Source organism: Niveibacterium sp. (genome assembly GCF_041909475.1).
Classification (GTDB): Bacteria; Pseudomonadota; Gammaproteobacteria; order Burkholderiales; family Rhodocyclaceae; genus Niveibacterium.
This window is the reverse complement of sequence record NZ_JAYRDJ010000014.1, coordinates 52,607-69,010: the sequence shown is the minus strand read 5'-3', so window position 1 is coordinate 69,010 and position 16,404 is coordinate 52,607. Positions and strand designations below refer to the sequence as shown.

The 16,404-nt window shown below is 63.7% G+C and carries 14 protein-coding genes; 8 read left to right on the top strand and 6 right to left on the bottom strand.

The annotated features are described in order from the left end of the window. The first annotated feature begins 2 nt into the window (after positions 1-2). From ACE3P0_RS11065 to ACE3P0_RS11030, 8 genes are all read left to right on the top strand, one after another. Entirely contained in the window at positions 3-350 is a 348-nt protein-coding gene (locus ACE3P0_RS11065; RefSeq protein ID WP_374402674.1) for a hypothetical protein, read from the top strand. Then, on the top strand, positions 347-1,240 hold the full coding sequence (locus ACE3P0_RS11060) for a toprim domain-containing protein (protein ID WP_374402673.1): 894 nt from the start codon (positions 347-349) through the stop codon (positions 1,238-1,240). The genes ACE3P0_RS11065 and ACE3P0_RS11060 overlap by 4 nt, the downstream gene beginning before the upstream one ends. Continuing rightward, the gene (locus ACE3P0_RS11055) at positions 1,233-3,137 is read left to right on the top strand and encodes a hypothetical protein (protein ID WP_374402672.1); all 1,905 of its coding nucleotides are present in this window, start codon (positions 1,233-1,235) and stop codon (positions 3,135-3,137) included. Before ACE3P0_RS11060 ends, ACE3P0_RS11055 begins: the two co-directional genes overlap by 8 nt. Further along, positions 3,134-3,700, top strand: coding sequence for a hypothetical protein (locus ACE3P0_RS11050; RefSeq protein WP_374402670.1), 567 nt, complete (start codon positions 3,134-3,136; stop codon positions 3,698-3,700). The genes ACE3P0_RS11055 and ACE3P0_RS11050 overlap by 4 nt, the downstream gene beginning before the upstream one ends. Before the next feature lie 343 nt (positions 3,701-4,043). Next, entirely contained in the window at positions 4,044-5,612 is a 1,569-nt protein-coding gene (locus tag ACE3P0_RS11045) for a site-specific DNA-methyltransferase (RefSeq protein ID WP_374402668.1), read from the top strand. Positions 5,613-5,623: 11 nt separating this feature from the next. Beyond that, complete coding sequence (locus ACE3P0_RS11040) at positions 5,624-8,317, top strand: DEAD/DEAH box helicase (protein WP_374402667.1); 2,694 nt, start codon at positions 5,624-5,626, stop codon at positions 8,315-8,317. A 103-nt stretch (positions 8,318-8,420) separates the two neighbouring features. Next, positions 8,421-9,215, top strand: a complete 795-nt coding sequence (locus ACE3P0_RS11035; RefSeq protein WP_374402666.1) for a hypothetical protein — start codon at positions 8,421-8,423, stop codon at positions 9,213-9,215. After that, a complete protein-coding gene (locus ACE3P0_RS11030) occupies positions 9,209-9,772 on the top strand; it encodes an HD domain-containing protein (protein ID WP_374402665.1) in 564 nt (187 codons plus the stop codon). Before ACE3P0_RS11035 ends, ACE3P0_RS11030 begins: the two co-directional genes overlap by 7 nt. A 146-nt stretch (positions 9,773-9,918) precedes the next feature. Here the strand turns inward: ACE3P0_RS11030 and ACE3P0_RS11025 are convergent, their stop codons facing one another. The 6 genes from ACE3P0_RS11025 to ACE3P0_RS11000 all read right to left on the bottom strand — a co-directional run bounded on the left by ACE3P0_RS11025 (position 9,919) and on the right by ACE3P0_RS11000 (position 16,403). After that, complete coding sequence (locus ACE3P0_RS11025; RefSeq protein ID WP_374402664.1) at positions 9,919-10,401, bottom strand: DUF5681 domain-containing protein; 483 nt, start codon at positions 10,399-10,401, stop codon at positions 9,919-9,921. Positions 10,402-10,756: 355 nt separating this feature from the next. Further along, the gene (locus ACE3P0_RS11020; protein ID WP_374402663.1) at positions 10,757-12,124 is read right to left on the bottom strand and encodes a tyrosine-type recombinase/integrase; all 1,368 of its coding nucleotides are present in this window, start codon (positions 12,122-12,124) and stop codon (positions 10,757-10,759) included. Between the two features lie 277 nt (positions 12,125-12,401). Then, complete coding sequence (rsmA, locus tag ACE3P0_RS11015) at positions 12,402-13,205, bottom strand: 16S rRNA (adenine(1518)-N(6)/adenine(1519)-N(6))-dimethyltransferase RsmA (RefSeq protein WP_374402662.1); 804 nt, start codon at positions 13,203-13,205, stop codon at positions 12,402-12,404. Continuing rightward, entirely contained in the window at positions 13,202-14,113 is a 912-nt protein-coding gene (locus tag ACE3P0_RS11010) for a patatin-like phospholipase family protein (RefSeq protein ID WP_374402661.1), read from the bottom strand. Before ACE3P0_RS11010 ends, rsmA begins: the two co-directional genes overlap by 4 nt. Next, positions 14,110-15,105, bottom strand: a complete 996-nt coding sequence (pdxA, locus tag ACE3P0_RS11005; RefSeq protein WP_374402660.1) for a 4-hydroxythreonine-4-phosphate dehydrogenase PdxA — start codon at positions 15,103-15,105, stop codon at positions 14,110-14,112. Before pdxA ends, ACE3P0_RS11010 begins: the two co-directional genes overlap by 4 nt. Next, positions 15,102-16,403, bottom strand: coding sequence for a peptidylprolyl isomerase (locus ACE3P0_RS11000; RefSeq protein ID WP_374402659.1), 1,302 nt, complete (start codon positions 16,401-16,403; stop codon positions 15,102-15,104). The genes pdxA and ACE3P0_RS11000 overlap by 4 nt, the downstream gene beginning before the upstream one ends. Position 16,404: the final 1 nt, after the last annotated feature.

Below are 16,404 nucleotides of genomic sequence, written 5' to 3'. Positions count from 1 at the left end.
CAATGATGGCGGCAACCCACCAAGAAGCCGCCAGTTTTTCGCCACTTTTCCGCCGTTTTTTCGCCACAAGAATTCCCAGCATACCGTGGTCCCGTCCTCTTTTTTTGATGGGATTCACAATGCCAGCGAGAACAACTCCGACCTCATCGCGTCATGACGCGCCGACCGTCACGCAAACCCTGACCACCGAGCAGGCCGCCGCCGCCTTCCATGTCCGCCCGCAGACGCTGCGCGCCGCCCTGTGCCGCGACGGGCATTACCTGGGCATCAGGCCGAGCAAGGGCCCTAACCGTTTCCTGCTCTGGCCGGCAGACAAGATCGGCGCCCTGATCGCCGGGGATCAGGCATGAACGCCATGCAGAACGCAATCGACCGCTTCAGCAGCGCCATGCATGCAGCCGGCATCGTTCCGCCCGATGGTATCAAGTGCGATGGTCGAATCCATCGCTTCCACGTGGAAGGTGACAAGGCCGGCAGTCTGAACGGCTGGTATCTGCTGCACCTGGACGGCCGGCCGGCCGGCGCGTTTGGCTCCTGGAAGCTCGGCATTCAATCAACCTGGACGGCTGGCGGCCTCCCCCTAAGCGCCAGCGAGCGCGCCAGTATCAGCAACCGGCTCGCGATCGCCCGCGTCCAGGCTGAATTCGAACGTCGCGTCCAACACGAAGCCGCTGCAGCTCTGGCGCAGGCCGAATGGAGTAAGGCTGAGCAAGCCAATCCGACTCATGCCTACCTGCTCAAGAAGGAGGTGCAGCCCTACAACCTGCGCCAGCATCAAAACACGCTGCTGGTTCCGCTGCTCGATCCGCTTGGGCTGCTGTGGAACGTCCAGCGGATTCTGCCGGATGGCGCCAAGCTCTTCTCCAAGGGAGCGCGGGCAGGTGGTCTTTTCTCGCCGATTGGCGACCTGACCACCCCGAGAACCATCCTGATCTGCGAAGGCTGGGCCACAGGCGCGACGCTGCACGAAGAATCCGGGTATCCGGTGCTATGCGCGATGAATGCAGGCAATCTGCTGCCGGTGGCAAAGGCCGCGCGCAAGGCGTGGCCGGCAGCCGAACTGCTGGTCTGTGCCGACAACGACCGCAACACCCCCGGCAATCCTGGTCTGACCAAGGCCACCGAGGCTGCAAAGGCAGTCGGCGCGAAACTGACTGTTCCACAGTTCCCCGATTGCGCACCAGGCAGCGACTTCAATGATCTGGCGCTGCTGCGCCGGAAGGGCGGTCGCCATGCATGAGACTATCAAGATGCCCCCCGCCCTCCTGTCCGGCGCAGACATGTCGGACAGCGCGATTGCCGTGCCACCCGAGCCGGAGACTGCCCACATCGACCAGCCGAAATCGTCGATCCTCCCGGACCTGCTCGCCGATGCAACCACTCCCGCGCAGGATGAACTCACGGCGGCGCGGGCCATCATCGAACGGACGATTGAATCGGTTAAAGACGATCCGACCGCCCATTTGTGCAACGAGGTAACCGAAGCCTTCCGCACAATCCGCACACAGGCTCCGCTGGAATACGAAGCCGCCAGAACTAAGATGAAGCAAGCGCACACGCTGGTCCGCATGGCGGCACTCGACACCTTCAGCCGTGGTGACGTCGAGGCCAGCAGCGAGCGAGTGTCCGCTGCCACCAAACTTGCGGAACTGGCCGCCAATCACTGTGAGTTGTGGCATGACCCCGAAGGCAACGCCTTTGCATCCTTCGAACGCCCGCATGACGGCATCTCACACCGCGAGCACTGGCGCATCGACTCGACGGGTTTTCGTGAGTGGATGGGCTGGCTCGCGTATTCGGAAATGGGTGATGCGCCCAGCTCTGAAACGATCAAGGCCGCCAGCAACACGCTGTCGGGCAAGGCCAAGTTCGACGGCGAAGAACATGAGCCGGCGCTCAGAGTGGCCAAGAACGGTGCGGGTTACTGGCTCGATCTGTGTGACGAACACTGGCGGGCCATCCTCATTACCGCTACCGGCTGGCAGATCGTGGATCGTCCGCTAGTTCGCTTCACACGCAACAAGGCCATGCGTTCGCTCCCCCTGCCGGTCGCACCGGGCCACATCGAAGCCTTGTGGGAACTGGTCAACATCCCCCAGGAAGATCGCCCGCTGGTTCTGGCCTGGCAGCTCGAATCGCTGCGCCCGGACACCCCGTACCCCGTGCTGGAGCTGATCGGCGAGCAGGGATCCGCCAAGAGCACAACGCAGGAAACCCTGCGCCGCTTTCTCGACCCGAACCAGGTCATGCTGCGCGGCCGCCCCAAGGGTGTGGAAGATGTGTTCGTAGCCGCCGGATCGAACCACGTCATCAGCCTGGAAAACCTGTCCGGCCTCTCGCCCGAACTGTCTGACGCGCTGTGCACGATCAGCACCGGAGGAGGTCAGGCCGGCCGCCTGCTGTTCACCAACGGCGAAGAGCACATCATTGAGGCCCACAACCCGATCATGCTGAACGGTATCGGCGCGGTGGTGACCCGCCCCGACCTGCTCGACAGAACGATTGCTGTGTGCGTACCGGTTATTACCCAGCGACTCACCGAGGCCGAGCACGCCGAAGCACTTGAGCGCAAAGCCCCGGCGATCATGGCCGGTTTGCTCGACCTGTTCGCCCAGACCCTGGCAACGCTGCCCGAGGTCATGATTGCCCCTGCCGAGCGTCCGCGTATGGCCGACTTCGCGGAGCTTGGCGAGGCGATGCACCGCGCCAAAGGGAGCGTGGCAGGTGAATGGTTGAAGCAGTACGTGAGCCACCGAAAAGACGCTATTCGCCGTACGATCGACGCGTCACCCGTAGCTCAAGCATGCATTGAGTTGGTCGAACAGGGTCGCCATTACTCGGGTACGGTCAACGGTTTGCTGGAAACGTTGAACCGACTGAACGCTGCCAACAACACCGAGCGCGGCGACTACTGGCCCAGGACGCCCAAAGGACTGGGCGATGCATTGCGCCGGGTTGCCCCCGCGCTCCGGCAGATCGGCATTTACCTGTCAGTCGACGCGAAACCCAAACGTGACGGTGTGCATTGCGTACTTCGCGCCGCGAGTCCCTCACTTCCGTCCACGAGGCAGGACATGGAAGGACAAAGTTCACCAAGTTCACAACCTCCATACGAGCGGGAGGTAGTGAAAGTATGAACCTCTCCCATCTGGCCCAACTTGGCATCGTCGTCACCCTCGATACCGATGGAGGCCTGCAACTAGATGCCCCGCAAGGGGTATTGACTCCTGATCTGGTCACGAGAATCCGCCACAGCAAGCCCGCCCTGCTCGCAGAACTTAAAGGGCCGTGCGAAGTTGGTGAACATGGTGAACTTCGCTCTTCCATGCCCCCCCCTGTCGGGAAAGCCAGACTGCCGGCTAGCAACCTTCACCCGCCCCTGGCCGAACGACCGCAGCATGACGGGCAGCAGCGCCACACCGACGACTGCGCACTGCGGGAAGTGTCGTGCCACCCGACGGAAACGCATGCCGAACTCTTGAACGGCCATCCGGGCGCCATGGCGGCGCTTCCGTTCGAGCGGCAGGCCAACGCGCCTACATCAGACCTGAATGCTGTGCAGGAAAGCGCGATCAACGCCTGGCTGCTCAGTATTGGCGAGGATGACGCGGCGACCATCAAGGATCTGATCGAGGCCTGTCGACGCAATGAAGGGCTCCGGGCCTACTGCCTTAATCGGGCCACCGAACGGGCGGACTAGCCCCGCCCCCAGGTGACGCGCCTGCGTCGAGGCAGGGCTCGTCATAACGGGCACTTCCGATGGAATGAAGCGAGCGTCCGCAACGCCGCTCCCGTGGCCACCGGGTGAGCATGTAGGGCCGCGAGGCTCAGTGCCTTACCCCCGCTTTTTGGCTCCTTCGGACCACATCTTTCCACATCCACTCCCCGCACCGAGCGGTGGAAAGGCAGAGTCGGGTCAGCCGGGCCGGCACAGTGCGGTCACGAAGATGCGGGGCCGGGCAATGCTTGGGCAGTGGTGAGCGCTGTCCGGGACGGCAGCCCGATACAATGCCGCCTTCCTATTCTGCCCCTCCCCAAGCCACATGCCGTTTCTCGACTGGGTCAACAAGAACCAAGCCAAGGACACCGCCCGCGAGGTGCCCTACCACCTGCTGAAGCACGACACCACCCATGGGGACCCTGCCGCCGCTGCCGGCAACCTCATCATCCAGGGCGACAACCTGCTGGCCCTGAAGGCGCTGCTTCCTTTCTATGCGGGGCGGGTGAAGTGCATCTTCATCGACCCGCCCTACAACACGCAAAGCGCCTTCGAGCACTACGACGACCGGCTGGAGCACAGCCAGTGGCTGTCGATGATGTATCCGCGTCTGGTGCTGCTGCGGGAGTTGCTGGCGGAGGATGGCAGCATCTGGGTGAGCATCGACGACAACGAGGCGCACTACCTTAAAGTATTGATGGATGAGGTTTTTGGGCGTGGTTGTTTCATAGCGGACGTCGCATGGAAACGGCGAGATGGTGCCCCAAATGATCGAAAAATTGGCTCTACGTATGACCACATACTCGTTTATGCATGTAGACGTGTGGGTGCAGCCAAAAAAACGCGAGCGGAAGAGGCATTTAATCTGATGCAGCGGACCGAAAAGGCTGATTCCCAGTATCAGCTTTACGAAGAGCCCTTTGGTTTTGATGAACGTGGCCCTTTTCGGAAAGTTGATTCGACCGGCAACGCCAAGGGAGGGCGATATGTCGAAAGCCTGGTCTATCCAGTCGTGAATCCATTCACTGGCAAAGAGGTGTGGCCACGTAAAGGTCGTTGCTGGGTTTACGCCCGGGAAGAGATGCTAGCAATGGTTGCAGATCGTCGATTCTTCTGGGGAAAGGACGGAACTGCGGGGACGCCAATGCGAAAACTGTTTAAAACGGAAGCGAAACCAGGCATGACTGCACCCACCATTTGGGATGATGTCGGCCTTAACCAACATGCAGCAAGGGAGCTGGAGATTCTTTTTGGGGAGAAGGCTTCTTTTGAAACTCCAAAACCAGAGGGGCTAATGAAGCGGATTGTTGAAATTGCCAGTAATCCCGGCGATCTCCTTCTCGACTCCTTCCTCGGCTCCGGCACCACCGCCGCCGTCGCCCACAAAATGGGCCGGCGCTACATCGGCATCGAGATGGGCCAGCATGCCCGCACCCATTGCGTGCCCCGGCTGGAGAAGGTCATCGCGGGCGAACAAGGCGGCATCAGCGAGGTGGTGGGCTGGCAGGGCGGCGGTGGCTTCTCCTTCCACACCCTGGGCGAGCCCGCTTTCGATGAGCATGGGCGGCTCAATGCGGCGGTGAAGTTCCCCACGCTGGCGGCCTACGTCTGGCATGTGGAAACCGGCGCGCCGGGCCAGCAGGCTTTCGACAGCCCCTTCCTGGGCCTGCATGACGGCAAGGCCTACTTCCTGCTCTACAACGGCATCCTGGGCGACCGGCGACCGGCAGGTGGCAACGTGCTGACCAGCGCGCTGCTGGCCCACCTGCGGGCACTGTGTCCGCAGCCGCTGCCCTTCGTGGTGTACGGCGAAACCTCGCGCCTGGGGCCGGCACGCATGGCGGCGGAAGGCGTGCACTTCAAGCAGATCCCCTACGACGTGTCCATGCGCTGAGAGCCTGCTCCATGCTGAAACTGAAGAAATACCAGGACGACGCCCTCAACGCGCTGGCAGGCTTCCTGACGCGCAGCCGCAACGTGTCCGTGGCCGAGGCCTTCCAGGAGGTGCTGCAACAGCAGCAGCGCCACGGGGAGCGCTACCACGAGATCTTCCCGGAGATTCCCTGCGTCTGCCTGCGGGTGCCCACCGGCGGCGGCAAGACGCTGCTGGCGGCCCATGCGGTGGCCCTGGTGGGCAAGACGCTGATGGACAGCGACGCGCCCATTGCCCTGTGGCTGACGCCGTCGGACACCATCCGCAGCCAGACCATCGAGGCCCTCTCCGACATCCGCCACCCTTACCGGCAGGCGCTGGCCCATGACTTTGGCGACCGGGTCCGGGTGTGCGATCTGGAGAGCCTGCAGACGGTGGGAACGAGCGACGTGGGCAAGGCCTGCATCATCGTGGTGACCACAATCCAGTCTCTGAACGTGTCGGACACCAGCAAGCGCAACGTCTATTCCTTCTTCGAGGAGCTGGCCGAGCACTTCCGCGACCTGCCGCCCGCCGTGACGGCGGGGCTGGAGAAGGTGACCGAGGCCGATCTGGCCAGCCAGCCCTTCCTGACCGCCAAGGACCTGGGCCGGGTGAAGTGGTCGGTGGCGAACTGGATACACCGGCACCGCCCGCTGGTGGTGGTGGATGAGGCGCACAACAACCGCACCGACCGCTTCTTCAAGACGCTGGGCCGGCTCAACCCGCGCTGTGTGGTGGAGCTGACGGCCACGCCGGTGGCGGGCAACAATGTGCTGTACCACGTCTCCGCGCAGGAGCTGCGGGCCGAGCAGATGATCAAGCTGCCCATCGTCCTGGCCGAACACCCGGAGGGCTGGCGCGAGTGCCTGCGCGATGCGGTGCTGACCCGGGACGGGCTGGAAACCGTCGCCCAGAAGGAGGCGGATTACGTGCGCCCCATCGCTCTGGTGCAGGCCATGCCGAAGGGGGGCCAGGCCACGGTGGACGTGGTCCGGCAGCATCTGATGGAGCAGGAGAAGATCCCGGCGGAGCAGATCGCCGTGGCGACCGGCACGCAGAAGGAGCTGGACGGCATCAACCTGTTCGACCCCGCCTGCCCGGTGCGCTACGTCATCACGGTAGAGGCACTGAAGGAAGGCTGGGACTGCTCTTTTGCCTACGTGCTCGCCAGCCTGCAGTCGGTGAATTCCGCCAAGGATGTGGAGCAGCTGCTGGGCCGGGTGCTGCGCATGCCCTATGCCCGGGACCGGAGCCAGCCGGCCCTGAACAAAGCCTATGCGCATATCGTGGCGACCAACTTTGCCGAAGCCGCCAACAACCTGCGCGACCGGCTGGTGGCGAACATGGGTTTCGAGCGGCTGGACACGGCGGGCCTGATCGTACCGCAGTTGCCCTTGCCCTTGAGCGGCGGCGCGGGCGGCGCGCCGGAGGCTGTGCTGAAAGCCGTGGTGCTGCCGGATTGCCATATCCAGCTGCCGGCGGTTCCGGAAACCCAGCACTGGCCGGAAGAGCTAAAGGCGAAGGTGGAGATTCATCCGACCTCGCAGGGGGCTACGCTGGTCCTGAAGGGCAACGTGGATGGCGACACCCTGAAGCAGGCCGAGGCCTTTGTCAGCGCCGTCCTGCCGCCCAAGGCCAAGGAGGCGGTGGCGCAGCAGTTCGCCGATCATCGGGCCATCCGCCAGGCCATGAAGGCGCCGGCACAACTGGGGCTGCAGTTCGCCCCCATCCCGCAGCTGTGTCTGGCGCTTGATGGCTACCTGGAAGTGGTGGAGAAGGACACCCTGGCGCAGCTGGGCGAGTGGAGCCTGCTGGACAGCCCGGTGCAACTGGCCGGGTTTGCGATCCACGAGACGGTCAATTCCTTCGAGATTGACGTGAACGGGGCGAAGGTGAAGTTCCGCCACGTGGACGCGCAGCAGCTCAAGCTCAACGAGGTGGCAAGCCACGTCAGCGAGCAGGACCTGGTGCGCTGGCTGGATGTGCAGGTGCGGCAGGCCGATGTGTCGCAACTCCAGTTGCAGGCCTACCTGGTGAAGCTGCTTTCCCTCCTCATCCAAGGGCAAGGCCTGAGCCTGACGGCACTGGTCCGCGCGCGCTTCCAGCTGGCCGACGCGATCAAGGCGGAGGTGGAGCGTCTGCGCCGGGAGGCCATGCGCAAGGGCTTTCAGGGGCGTTTGTTCGACATGGCGGTGCCCAAGCTGGAAGACATGGCTCAATACAGCTTCCAGTTCGATCCGGGCAAGTATCCGGCGCGGAACGTCTACCAAGGCGGCTACGAGTTCAAGAGGCACTTCTACCCGGTGGTGCACGACCTGCGCGAGAAGACCGGAGCGGGCAAGCTCGGGGAGGAGTTCCGCTGCGCGATGGCCATCGACGCCCACCCGAAGGTAAAGCAGTGGGTGCGGAACATCGAGCGCCAGCCCCAGTGCTCATTCTGGCTGCCAACCGCCTCGGACTACTTTTACCCGGATTTCGTCGCGGAACTGACCGATGGCCGCGTGCTGGTGGTGGAGTACAAGGGCGAGCCGTACAAGACCAATGACGACTCCAAGGAAAAGATCCAGGTGGGCCAGCAGTGGGAGAAGTCCAGCAACGGCCGCTGCCTGTTCCTGTTCGCGGTAGCTGACGACGACATGGGGCGGGACGTGTTCAAGCAGTTGAACGACAAGCTCGCGGGGTGACGGCGAGGGAGCGCCGTCACGGCCTCCTCCCTCTCGCCACATATAGCCGGGCTCACGCTGCGAGCCTCCGCACGTCATATCATCAGACGCCAAGGAGGCGAACATGCTGAATCTGCTCGATGACTGGCAGCCAGGCTGCTTTTGTGCCGCGACCATCAAACTGTGCGATGCCCTTGAAGAGGAATGGCCGGACGAGATCGTGCGCACGCCAGCACAATGGGCCTGGTTTGCCTGGGAGCCGCGAGACAACGCACTACCCTTCGTTTATCCCCAGGGCTGGGGTATTTCCCTCGAAGACCCATTGCATGTCCTTGCCGAGGAACTGGGGGAGGTTGCGCTTTACCTGCTCAAGGAGGGCGAGGCGGACTGGGTTGGCCTGCTGGATATTCTGCTGATCTGCGACGATAGTCCGCCGTGGCTGTACGAGCAGATCAAGGCCCGCCAGCAGGAGAAGCGCCGGGCGTCCCACGGCTTCCTCCGGGAATACTACGGATGCGATAGCGGGGGTGCGTTCCAGCATTTCATGCAAGCGGTACTCCGGCCGCCGGAGGAGCGGAATGCTCGGGAAGAACGGGAACTGCTATGCCTGCCTTTGTCCGCCGAACCGCGGGCCAGCGCATGTCTGCGTGCCTGGGCGAACGGCAGCGTCGAGTTCGAACGCAGGGAGCAGGCAGACGTGGGGCTAGTGTGCACGTACCAGGTACGGGCGGAGTACGTGCCTCTGTTGAGCGCCTCGCTCGGCCTGCTGACAGGTACCGTTCCCGCGGACGGCCCCGAGCTGATTCAGGCGCTGCGGGCAGCATTCGGCCACTGGCACCTGTTGATAGATTGGTTGCACAAATCGGGAGTGCCCATGGACGATCGGAAAGGAAACCTGAAAGAGAGGGATGAATGCTGACTAAACGTTTCGTAAGCGCCGTGGAACTGGCCGTCAAGGCCCATGCCGGACAGGTGCGCAAGAGCACCGACATCCCGTACGCATCCCACGTGCTGGCGGTAGCCAGCCTGGTGCTGGAGCAAGGGGGCGACGAGGATCAGGCCATCGCCGGTCTGCTGCACGATGTACTGGAAGACTGCGGACCAGAGTACGCGGAGCCAATCCGAGAGCAGTTCGGCGAGCGGGTGTTATCCATCGTAGAAGCCTGCACCGACGGTGAACCGGGGGGCGAACGGGGCGCCGGCAACTGGCGGGCGCGCAAGGAAGCCTATCTGGCGGCGCTGTCAGCCAAACCAGAGGAGGCGCTGCTGGTATCCGCCTGCGACAAGCTGCACAACGCACGCGCCATCGCCGCTGACCACGACAGCGTCGGCGCGCAGGTCTTCCTGCGCTTCAATGCCGGGCAGGCGGGCACGGTGTGGTACTACCGGCAACTGCTAGCGGTGTTCCAGGCGCGGCTGCCGGACCTGGGGGTGACGCGGGAGCTGGCGGCGGCAGTGGCGCGGTTTGCAGCATAGCTGCCGCAGCTAGGCGGGGAGGATGCGCCGCCTGGTGCATGAAAAACCTGACGCCGAAATCGACGGGCAGCTACCGCCGGTTGAAAAAGTTGTCCGGCCTTTGAAGGCAGCCCCTTACGACTCACGGCAGTAGCCTACCCTGCAGATTACAGGCCGGATGCAGGCCCCACATCCCATAGCGCCGCCAGTCGGGCCGTGATGCGTCGGGTCGTTTCCGGGGATTCGGCCGTTACCTCCGCCAGGATCGCGTCAAACAGCTCGGTGGCCTGCCGTTCGGCGTCCAGGCGGGCGCCAGCTGCTTCGGCCACGGCGGCCAGGGTGCGTGCTTCATCCGCCTCAAGCTCCCCCGCCGCCGCACTGCGCACCAGCACCTCCAGGGACTGAGCCACCCCTGCCAGGGTATTCAGCGCAGGAAGGGCGATGGGCTCACGGATTCGCCGGGGCAGGGTCAGCCCCAGGATCAGGCGCTGGGCCTGCACGTCGCCTGCCTTGGCGGCGCTGATGGTGGCCTCCAGCACTGCAGGCGTGGCCTCCTTCAGCATCTGCCGCGCTTGTTCGGTAAGACGGTTGGACTGCCCGCGTTTGCGGCCGGCAGGGTTGCCGGACTGGCCGGGCTGAAACTTGGGCATGTTTGTCTCCTGTGCACAGTGGAAGGATCGCTGACAACAGGATGATGGCGTCACGATCCGCCGCTAGATGTTCTTTTAAGAATACAGGCGGGCGCCTTAACGACATGCTGGCACTCCGATCGAGTTGGCCCCGAGGTCGAGCGCGAGGCGTTAGCCCAATGGTTGCGTGGCGGTCGCATGTTCTGTAACGAAACGGCGTTGATTTACGACGGCAGCCTGAAACGTCAATCGTGCGCCCGCATAACGATTGGGAATTGCGCTTCCCCGCTAACACGTGCCAAAGCGCGCCAAATGAGAAGGTCACCCAAAGGTGAACTTTGCCTTTGTGGTACGACGGGTCCGATGCCCAGCCCGATCACTGCCCGACAATGCGCAAGGGCGCAACGACTTTCTCGGCGTCGAACGCAATTCCGGCCTGCTCAAGAATCCACGCCTCAAATTTGCCGTGCCACACGGCAAGCAGGTCAACGGGACGCACCCGGTAGTGCTTCTCGGCTGTCGCGCTCGGCTTGTGGCCCTGTATCTGCGCGACAACCCCGGTAGGAATTTCAACCCATTCCGCCAGCGAGCCAAAGGAGCGGCGCAGACCATGTAGCGTCAGCGCGTCGATGCCCGCAGCAAGGCACGCTCTGCCGTGTCCTTCGCGCGGATCCTGAATGCGCCCAGATGCGGAATAGGGCGACGAGAATACCCAGGGGTTTGTTTCGGGCTTGCCATTGACCACCGCAACACGACGCGGCAAAGCATTCAGCAGCGCCGCCACATAGGGTGTCAGCGGGATAACCCGGAACCCCTCACCCTCGCCATGCTTCGCTGTTTCCGCCTTGTCGCGGATGGTCATGCGCCCCCATCGGAAGTCGACGTCATCCCACTTGATCCGCGCGAGTTCTTCGCGTCTCGCGCCAGTGAGCAGCAACGCTTGAAGGTAGGCGGCGACTACGGGGTTCGACAACTGGCGCACGGCGGCGAACCACGCGGGCAACTGCTCGCGCAGGAGCACGTCCTGCTTGGCTTTAACGGCAGGCACTCGCTCACGCACGCCGCGCGTTGCGCACGCATCATGCGGCACCACGTCGGCGTATTCCGACTGCTCAGAGCACCAGCGAACAAACGCGCGCAGCAAACGAAACGCCAGTGCGGCGCGGGTCGGGCGGCGATCAACCTCGCCGCGCAGCCACTCGCCCACCCGCGGAGGGGTTAGCTCGGAGAGTTTCAGCGCAAGCAATGGCGCGAGCGGCCCAGGTTCCGTTACGGTCGCGCCGCCCTTGCGCCCTCTCGTCCACGCCTCCCCGCCCTGCTTTGTCATCACGGCATGGTCGGCGATGTGTCGCTCTGACCATCTAGGGGATCGCGTCTCGACGTAACGGTCCCACGCGCAGGAAACCCTGACCTCTTGCCGCTCGGCGATGCGCCGCCGCTCGGCTCGCTGTTCATCCAACTGGCGGCGCTCGTCCCGTGGGTCGATGCCTCGGTCAATCAATGCTTGCAAGCGGCGCGCTTCCTTGCGGGCTTCGTCTATGCCCCATGTGCGAACATCGCCGATAGTCATGCGCAGGGATTTGCCGCCCAGCTTGCCCTGAAAGATAAAGGCGCGTTTGTCGCTGCCAACGGTTGCACGGACACCCAGCCCTGCCGTTTCGGTATCCCACAGAAAGCTTTGCGCGACGCCTGGCTCGCAGGCGAAATCGCGCACGCGTCCAGCCGTAAGCCGCTCTTTCGCCATGATCCGCTGTTCTCCATGTAACCCATCTGTAAGCGGATTCTAGGATGCGGAGCAACATCGCTCAACCTTCGGCATCTATCGCTTCACGCACAAATCTGCACTAATGCGTTGTTTTTACGTGACTTTTGAAGAATCCAAGAATCCAGATCAACGTCGAAAAATATCGTATTTGGCGGACTCATAATCCGTTGGTGCTCGGTTCGACTCCGAGGAGGCCCACCAAATACAAAGGGGCACGGTAGATACCGTGCCCCTTTTGTTTTGCGCGCCGGAATCGTTACTCGGTCGGGGCTGCGCAGAAGTTCGCAATGCGGACGAAGTCAGCGAGCGAAAGCGTCTCGCCGCGGGCGCCCGGGTTGATGCCCAGCGTCACGAAACCAGCGTCGTCGAGAGTGCCCTTGAGGGTATTCCGAAGCGTCTTGCGACGTTGACCGAAGGCTGCTGTAACGATCTTGGCAAGCAGGGCCTCGTCGCGACAATCGAGTTCCGACGCCGCTTTCGGGATCAGGCGAACGATCGCGGAGGTAACCTTGGGCGCCGGGTGAAAGGCGCCTGGCGGCACGTCGAACAGCTTCGCCATGTGGAAGCGGTACTGCAGCATCACGCCGAGACGGCCATAGGCCTCTTCGTCGGGGTCCGCGACCATGCGATCGACCACTTCACGCTGCAGCATGAAGGTCATTTCCTTCACGCCGGCGGCATAGTCGGCGAGATGGAACAGCAGCGGCGTCGAGATGTTGTAAGGCAGGTTGCCGACAACTTTCAGGGCTCCTTCAGATTTCTGCGTAAGCATGCCGAAGTCGAACTTAAGCGCGTCCCCCTCGTGAATCGTGATCTGTTCGGCACTGTATTTCTCTTTCAGCCGCGCGATCAGGTCGCGATCGATCTCCACCACATGCAGATGGCCCGCAGCAACGATCAGCGGCGCGGTCAGCGCACCGAGCCCGGGGCCGATCTCGACGATCGGCTCGCCCCGTTTCACCGCGATCGCGGCGATGATCTTGCGGATGATGTTCTGATCAACGAGGAAGTTCTGGCCGAAGCGCTTGCGCGCGAGGTGGCCGTCGAGCGGGCGGCTCATCGCTTCGCATCCCACGCAGCGAGGCGTTCGCGGATCCGCGGGATCGCGCCGAAACCGGCGCGCTCGCCCTCCAAGATCGCCTCGTGACGTTGCTGGAAATTGGCGGCCGGCAAACCCTTGATGTTCGGATTCACGATCACGTCGGCATCGCGAAGCTCATAGTCGGCAATGCGATTGCCCATGATTGCGATGGTGTCGAGCAGCACGTCGACACTCCCTGCGCCCTTCTTGCCGGACGGGCGCTGGGAGATATCGACCGCGATGACGATGTCCGCCCCCATCGTGCGTGCCGTGCGAGCGGGCACCGGGCTGACGAGACCGCCATCCACATACTCCCGGCCGCGAATCACCACCGGCGAGAAGACGCCGGGAACCGACGAGGACGCACGTACAGCCAAGCCGACGTTGCCGGCCGAAAACGCGGCGGGTTCGCCGTTCTGCAGGTCCGTGGCCACCGCGGCGAAGCGCCGCTTGAGGCCTTCGATCGGCTTGTTCGAGACCTGTTTGTTGATGAAGGCTTCGAGCGCCTCACCTTTCAGCAAGCCGCGATCGAACAAGGCCCAGTCCTTGAAGGCGCTCTCTTCCATCTGGAACGCGAGCTTCTGCAGATCGAAGGCGCCAAAACCTGCTGCGTAGAGCGCCCCGACGACACTGCCAGCGCTCGTGCCAACGACGATGTCCGGCGAAATGCCGTTCGTTTCCAGCGCCTTGATCACACCAATGTGGGCGAAGCCGCGCGCCGCCCCTCCGCCGAGCGCTAGACCGATCTTCGGCTTGGCGCGCGCAACAGGTGGCGTCGCCGGCACTTGAGGTTTGGGCGGCTCGGGCTGCGGCTTCGGCTGCGTCGTCTCGCACGCCGCCAGCAAGGCGCTGGCACCGGCAGCCAGAATGAATTCGCGCCGCTTCATGTGCGCCCCCTGCGTTGCGCCGCCACCATGTCGATCGCACAGGTAATCGCGGCATGCAGGCTGCCCGGATCGGCGCGCCCGGTCCCCGCGAGATCCAGCGCCGTGCCGTGATCGACCGAGGTTCGGATGATCGGCAGGCCCAGCGTGATGTTCACGCCGCCGCCGAAACTCGCGTACTTGAGCACCGGCAGACCCTGATCGTGATACATCGCCAGCACCGCGTCGCCGCGCTCCAGCTGATGCGGTGTAAAGAGCGTATCGGCGGGCAGCGGGCCAATCAGCGTCATGCCCTGCGCACGCAGCGCGTCGAGCACCGGGCTGATCACGTCGATTTCCTCGCGCCCCATGTGGCCCGATTCACCGGCGTGCGGATTCAGGCCCGCCACCAGAATGCGCGGCTGCGCCAACCCGAAGCGTTGGCGCAGATCCGCATGCAGGATCTGCAGGGTCTGCGTCAGCGACGCTGCTGTGAGCGCCGCCGGCACGTCCTTCAGCGCGAGGTGTGTGGTGGCCAGTGCGACGCGGAGACCACCACCTGCGAGCATCATCACGACACGGTCGGTGTGCGTCCGCTCGGCCAGATACTCGGTGTGACCGGTAAAGGGGACGCCCGCATCGTTGATAACACCCTTGTGCAGCGGCGCAGTGACCATCGCATCAAAGCGGCCGTCCATGCAACCATCGATCGCGGAATCGAGGATTGCAAGTACATGGGCGGCGTTCGCCGCGTTCAGCACGCAGGCTTGCGAAGGCACGCCAAGCGGCACATGCAGCACATCGAGCACACCGGCTTCACGCGCACTGCCCGGCACCCAGTCCCGCTGCGTAGCGGGGATGCCGAGTGCGGTTGCACGCGCGGCGATCAGGTCGCGATCGCCGATGGCAATCAGATGGGCGGCAACGCTGTGGTGCGCGAGCGTTGCGACAAGCTCGGGCCCGACACCTGCCGGCTCGCCGCAGGTGATCGCCAGTACCGGCAACGCGACGCTCATGGTTGTGCGGTCGCGTAGGGCGGGCGCAGTTCCACGAAGGCGCGGTCACGCAGCTGCCGCACGAAGTCGTCGAAGGCTTCGTCGGATTTGCGCTCGCGCAATGCGCCGCGCGCCTGGTTGCGACGGCGTTCGCCGGAGACGTCTTCGGTCTTGCGCTCCAGCACCTGGATCAAATGCCAGCCAAACGGCGACTGAATCGGCTGGCTGACTTCGTTGATCGGCAGCGCGTCCATCGCGCGTTCGAAATCCGGCACGGTGTCGCCGGGGTTGATCCAGCCCAGGTCGCCACCCTTCGGAGCGCTACCGTCGTTCGAATGGCGCTTGGCCATGTCGCCGAAATCGGCACCACGCTGGATACGGTCGCGCAACTGCTCCAGACGCTGGCGCGCCTCCGCATCGCTGACAGTTTCGGATGTCTTGATCAGGATGTGCCGCACATGCGTGCGTTGCACCGAAACCGGCGCGCTGTCAGCGCCGCCACGGCTGTCCAGCAACTTGACGATGTGCAGGCCGGCAGGGCTGCGCAGCACCTGCGTCAGGGCACCCGGCTGCAGCAGACGCACGGCGTCCGCATAGAGCGTCGGCAGGCGATCGACACGCCGCCAGCCAAGATTGCCGCCTTGCAGCGCATCCGGTGCATCGGAGTTGCCGGCGGCAAGCTTGGCGAAGTCCTCGCCGGCTTGCGCTCGAGCCAGCAGGCTCTCGGCGCGCTGCTGCAGCTTGCTCCACTGCTGGGGTGTTGCAGCATCAGGGGCGCGCAGCAGGATATGCGCGACCATGATTTCCTGGTTGCCGGTTGCCGACTGTGCCGCGAGGAAGGCATCAACTTCGGCGTCGGTCACGATCACGCGGCTCTCAACCTCGCGCTCGCGCAGCCGGCCCAGCGTCATCTCATTGCGGACGTCTTCGCGGAACAGGCTCCACGACATGCCATCCTTCTCCAGCGCAGCGCGGAACTGGGCCGTCGTCATCTTGTTGTTCTCGGCCACGCGCTGCAGCGCCCGCTCAAGCCCGGCGTCGTCGACGCGCACCGAGGTTTCGCGCGCGTACTGCAGCTGAACACGCTCATACACCATGCGCTCGAGCATCTGGCGCGCGAAAACTTCGCGCGGCGGGAGCTGCGTGCCCTGCTTCTTCAATTGTTGCGAAGCCTGATCCACGCGCAGATCGAGCTCGCGCGCGGTAATCACTTCGTCGTTGACCACCGCGACGATCGCATCGATGGGCTGCGGTGCAGCCCACGCGCAGCCCGCTAAGAGGGCAATCGATGCGAGCAGGGTGCGGATCTGACGTTTCATG

What these genes read in the sequence shown, in the direction of transcription:
- ACE3P0_RS11065 (WP_374402674.1), top strand. Translation starts at nt 3, where the DNA reads ATGATGGCGGCAACCCACCAAGAAGCCGCCAGTTTTTCGCCACTTTTC.
- ACE3P0_RS11060 (WP_374402673.1), top strand. Translation starts at nt 347, where the DNA reads ATGAACGCCATGCAGAACGCAATCGACCGCTTCAGCAGCGCCATGCAT.
- ACE3P0_RS11055 (WP_374402672.1), top strand. Translation starts at nt 1,233, where the DNA reads ATGCATGAGACTATCAAGATGCCCCCCGCCCTCCTGTCCGGCGCAGAC.
- ACE3P0_RS11050 (WP_374402670.1), top strand. Translation starts at nt 3,134, where the DNA reads ATGAACCTCTCCCATCTGGCCCAACTTGGCATCGTCGTCACCCTCGAT.
- ACE3P0_RS11045 (WP_374402668.1), top strand. Translation starts at nt 4,044, where the DNA reads ATGCCGTTTCTCGACTGGGTCAACAAGAACCAAGCCAAGGACACCGCC.
- ACE3P0_RS11040 (WP_374402667.1), top strand. Translation starts at nt 5,624, where the DNA reads ATGCTGAAACTGAAGAAATACCAGGACGACGCCCTCAACGCGCTGGCA.
- ACE3P0_RS11035 (WP_374402666.1), top strand. Translation starts at nt 8,421, where the DNA reads ATGCTGAATCTGCTCGATGACTGGCAGCCAGGCTGCTTTTGTGCCGCG.
- ACE3P0_RS11030 (WP_374402665.1), top strand. Translation starts at nt 9,209, where the DNA reads ATGCTGACTAAACGTTTCGTAAGCGCCGTGGAACTGGCCGTCAAGGCC.
- ACE3P0_RS11025 (WP_374402664.1), bottom strand. Translation starts at nt 10,401, where the DNA reads ATGCCCAAGTTTCAGCCCGGCCAGTCCGGCAACCCTGCCGGCCGCAAA.
- ACE3P0_RS11020 (WP_374402663.1), bottom strand. Translation starts at nt 12,124, where the DNA reads ATGGCGAAAGAGCGGCTTACGGCTGGACGCGTGCGCGATTTCGCCTGC.
- rsmA (WP_374402662.1), bottom strand. Translation starts at nt 13,205, where the DNA reads ATGAGCCGCCCGCTCGACGGCCACCTCGCGCGCAAGCGCTTCGGCCAG.
- ACE3P0_RS11010 (WP_374402661.1), bottom strand. Translation starts at nt 14,113, where the DNA reads ATGAAGCGGCGCGAATTCATTCTGGCTGCCGGTGCCAGCGCCTTGCTG.
- pdxA (WP_374402660.1), bottom strand. Translation starts at nt 15,105, where the DNA reads ATGAGCGTCGCGTTGCCGGTACTGGCGATCACCTGCGGCGAGCCGGCA.
- ACE3P0_RS11000 (WP_374402659.1), bottom strand. Translation starts at nt 16,403, where the DNA reads ATGAAACGTCAGATCCGCACCCTGCTCGCATCGATTGCCCTCTTAGCG.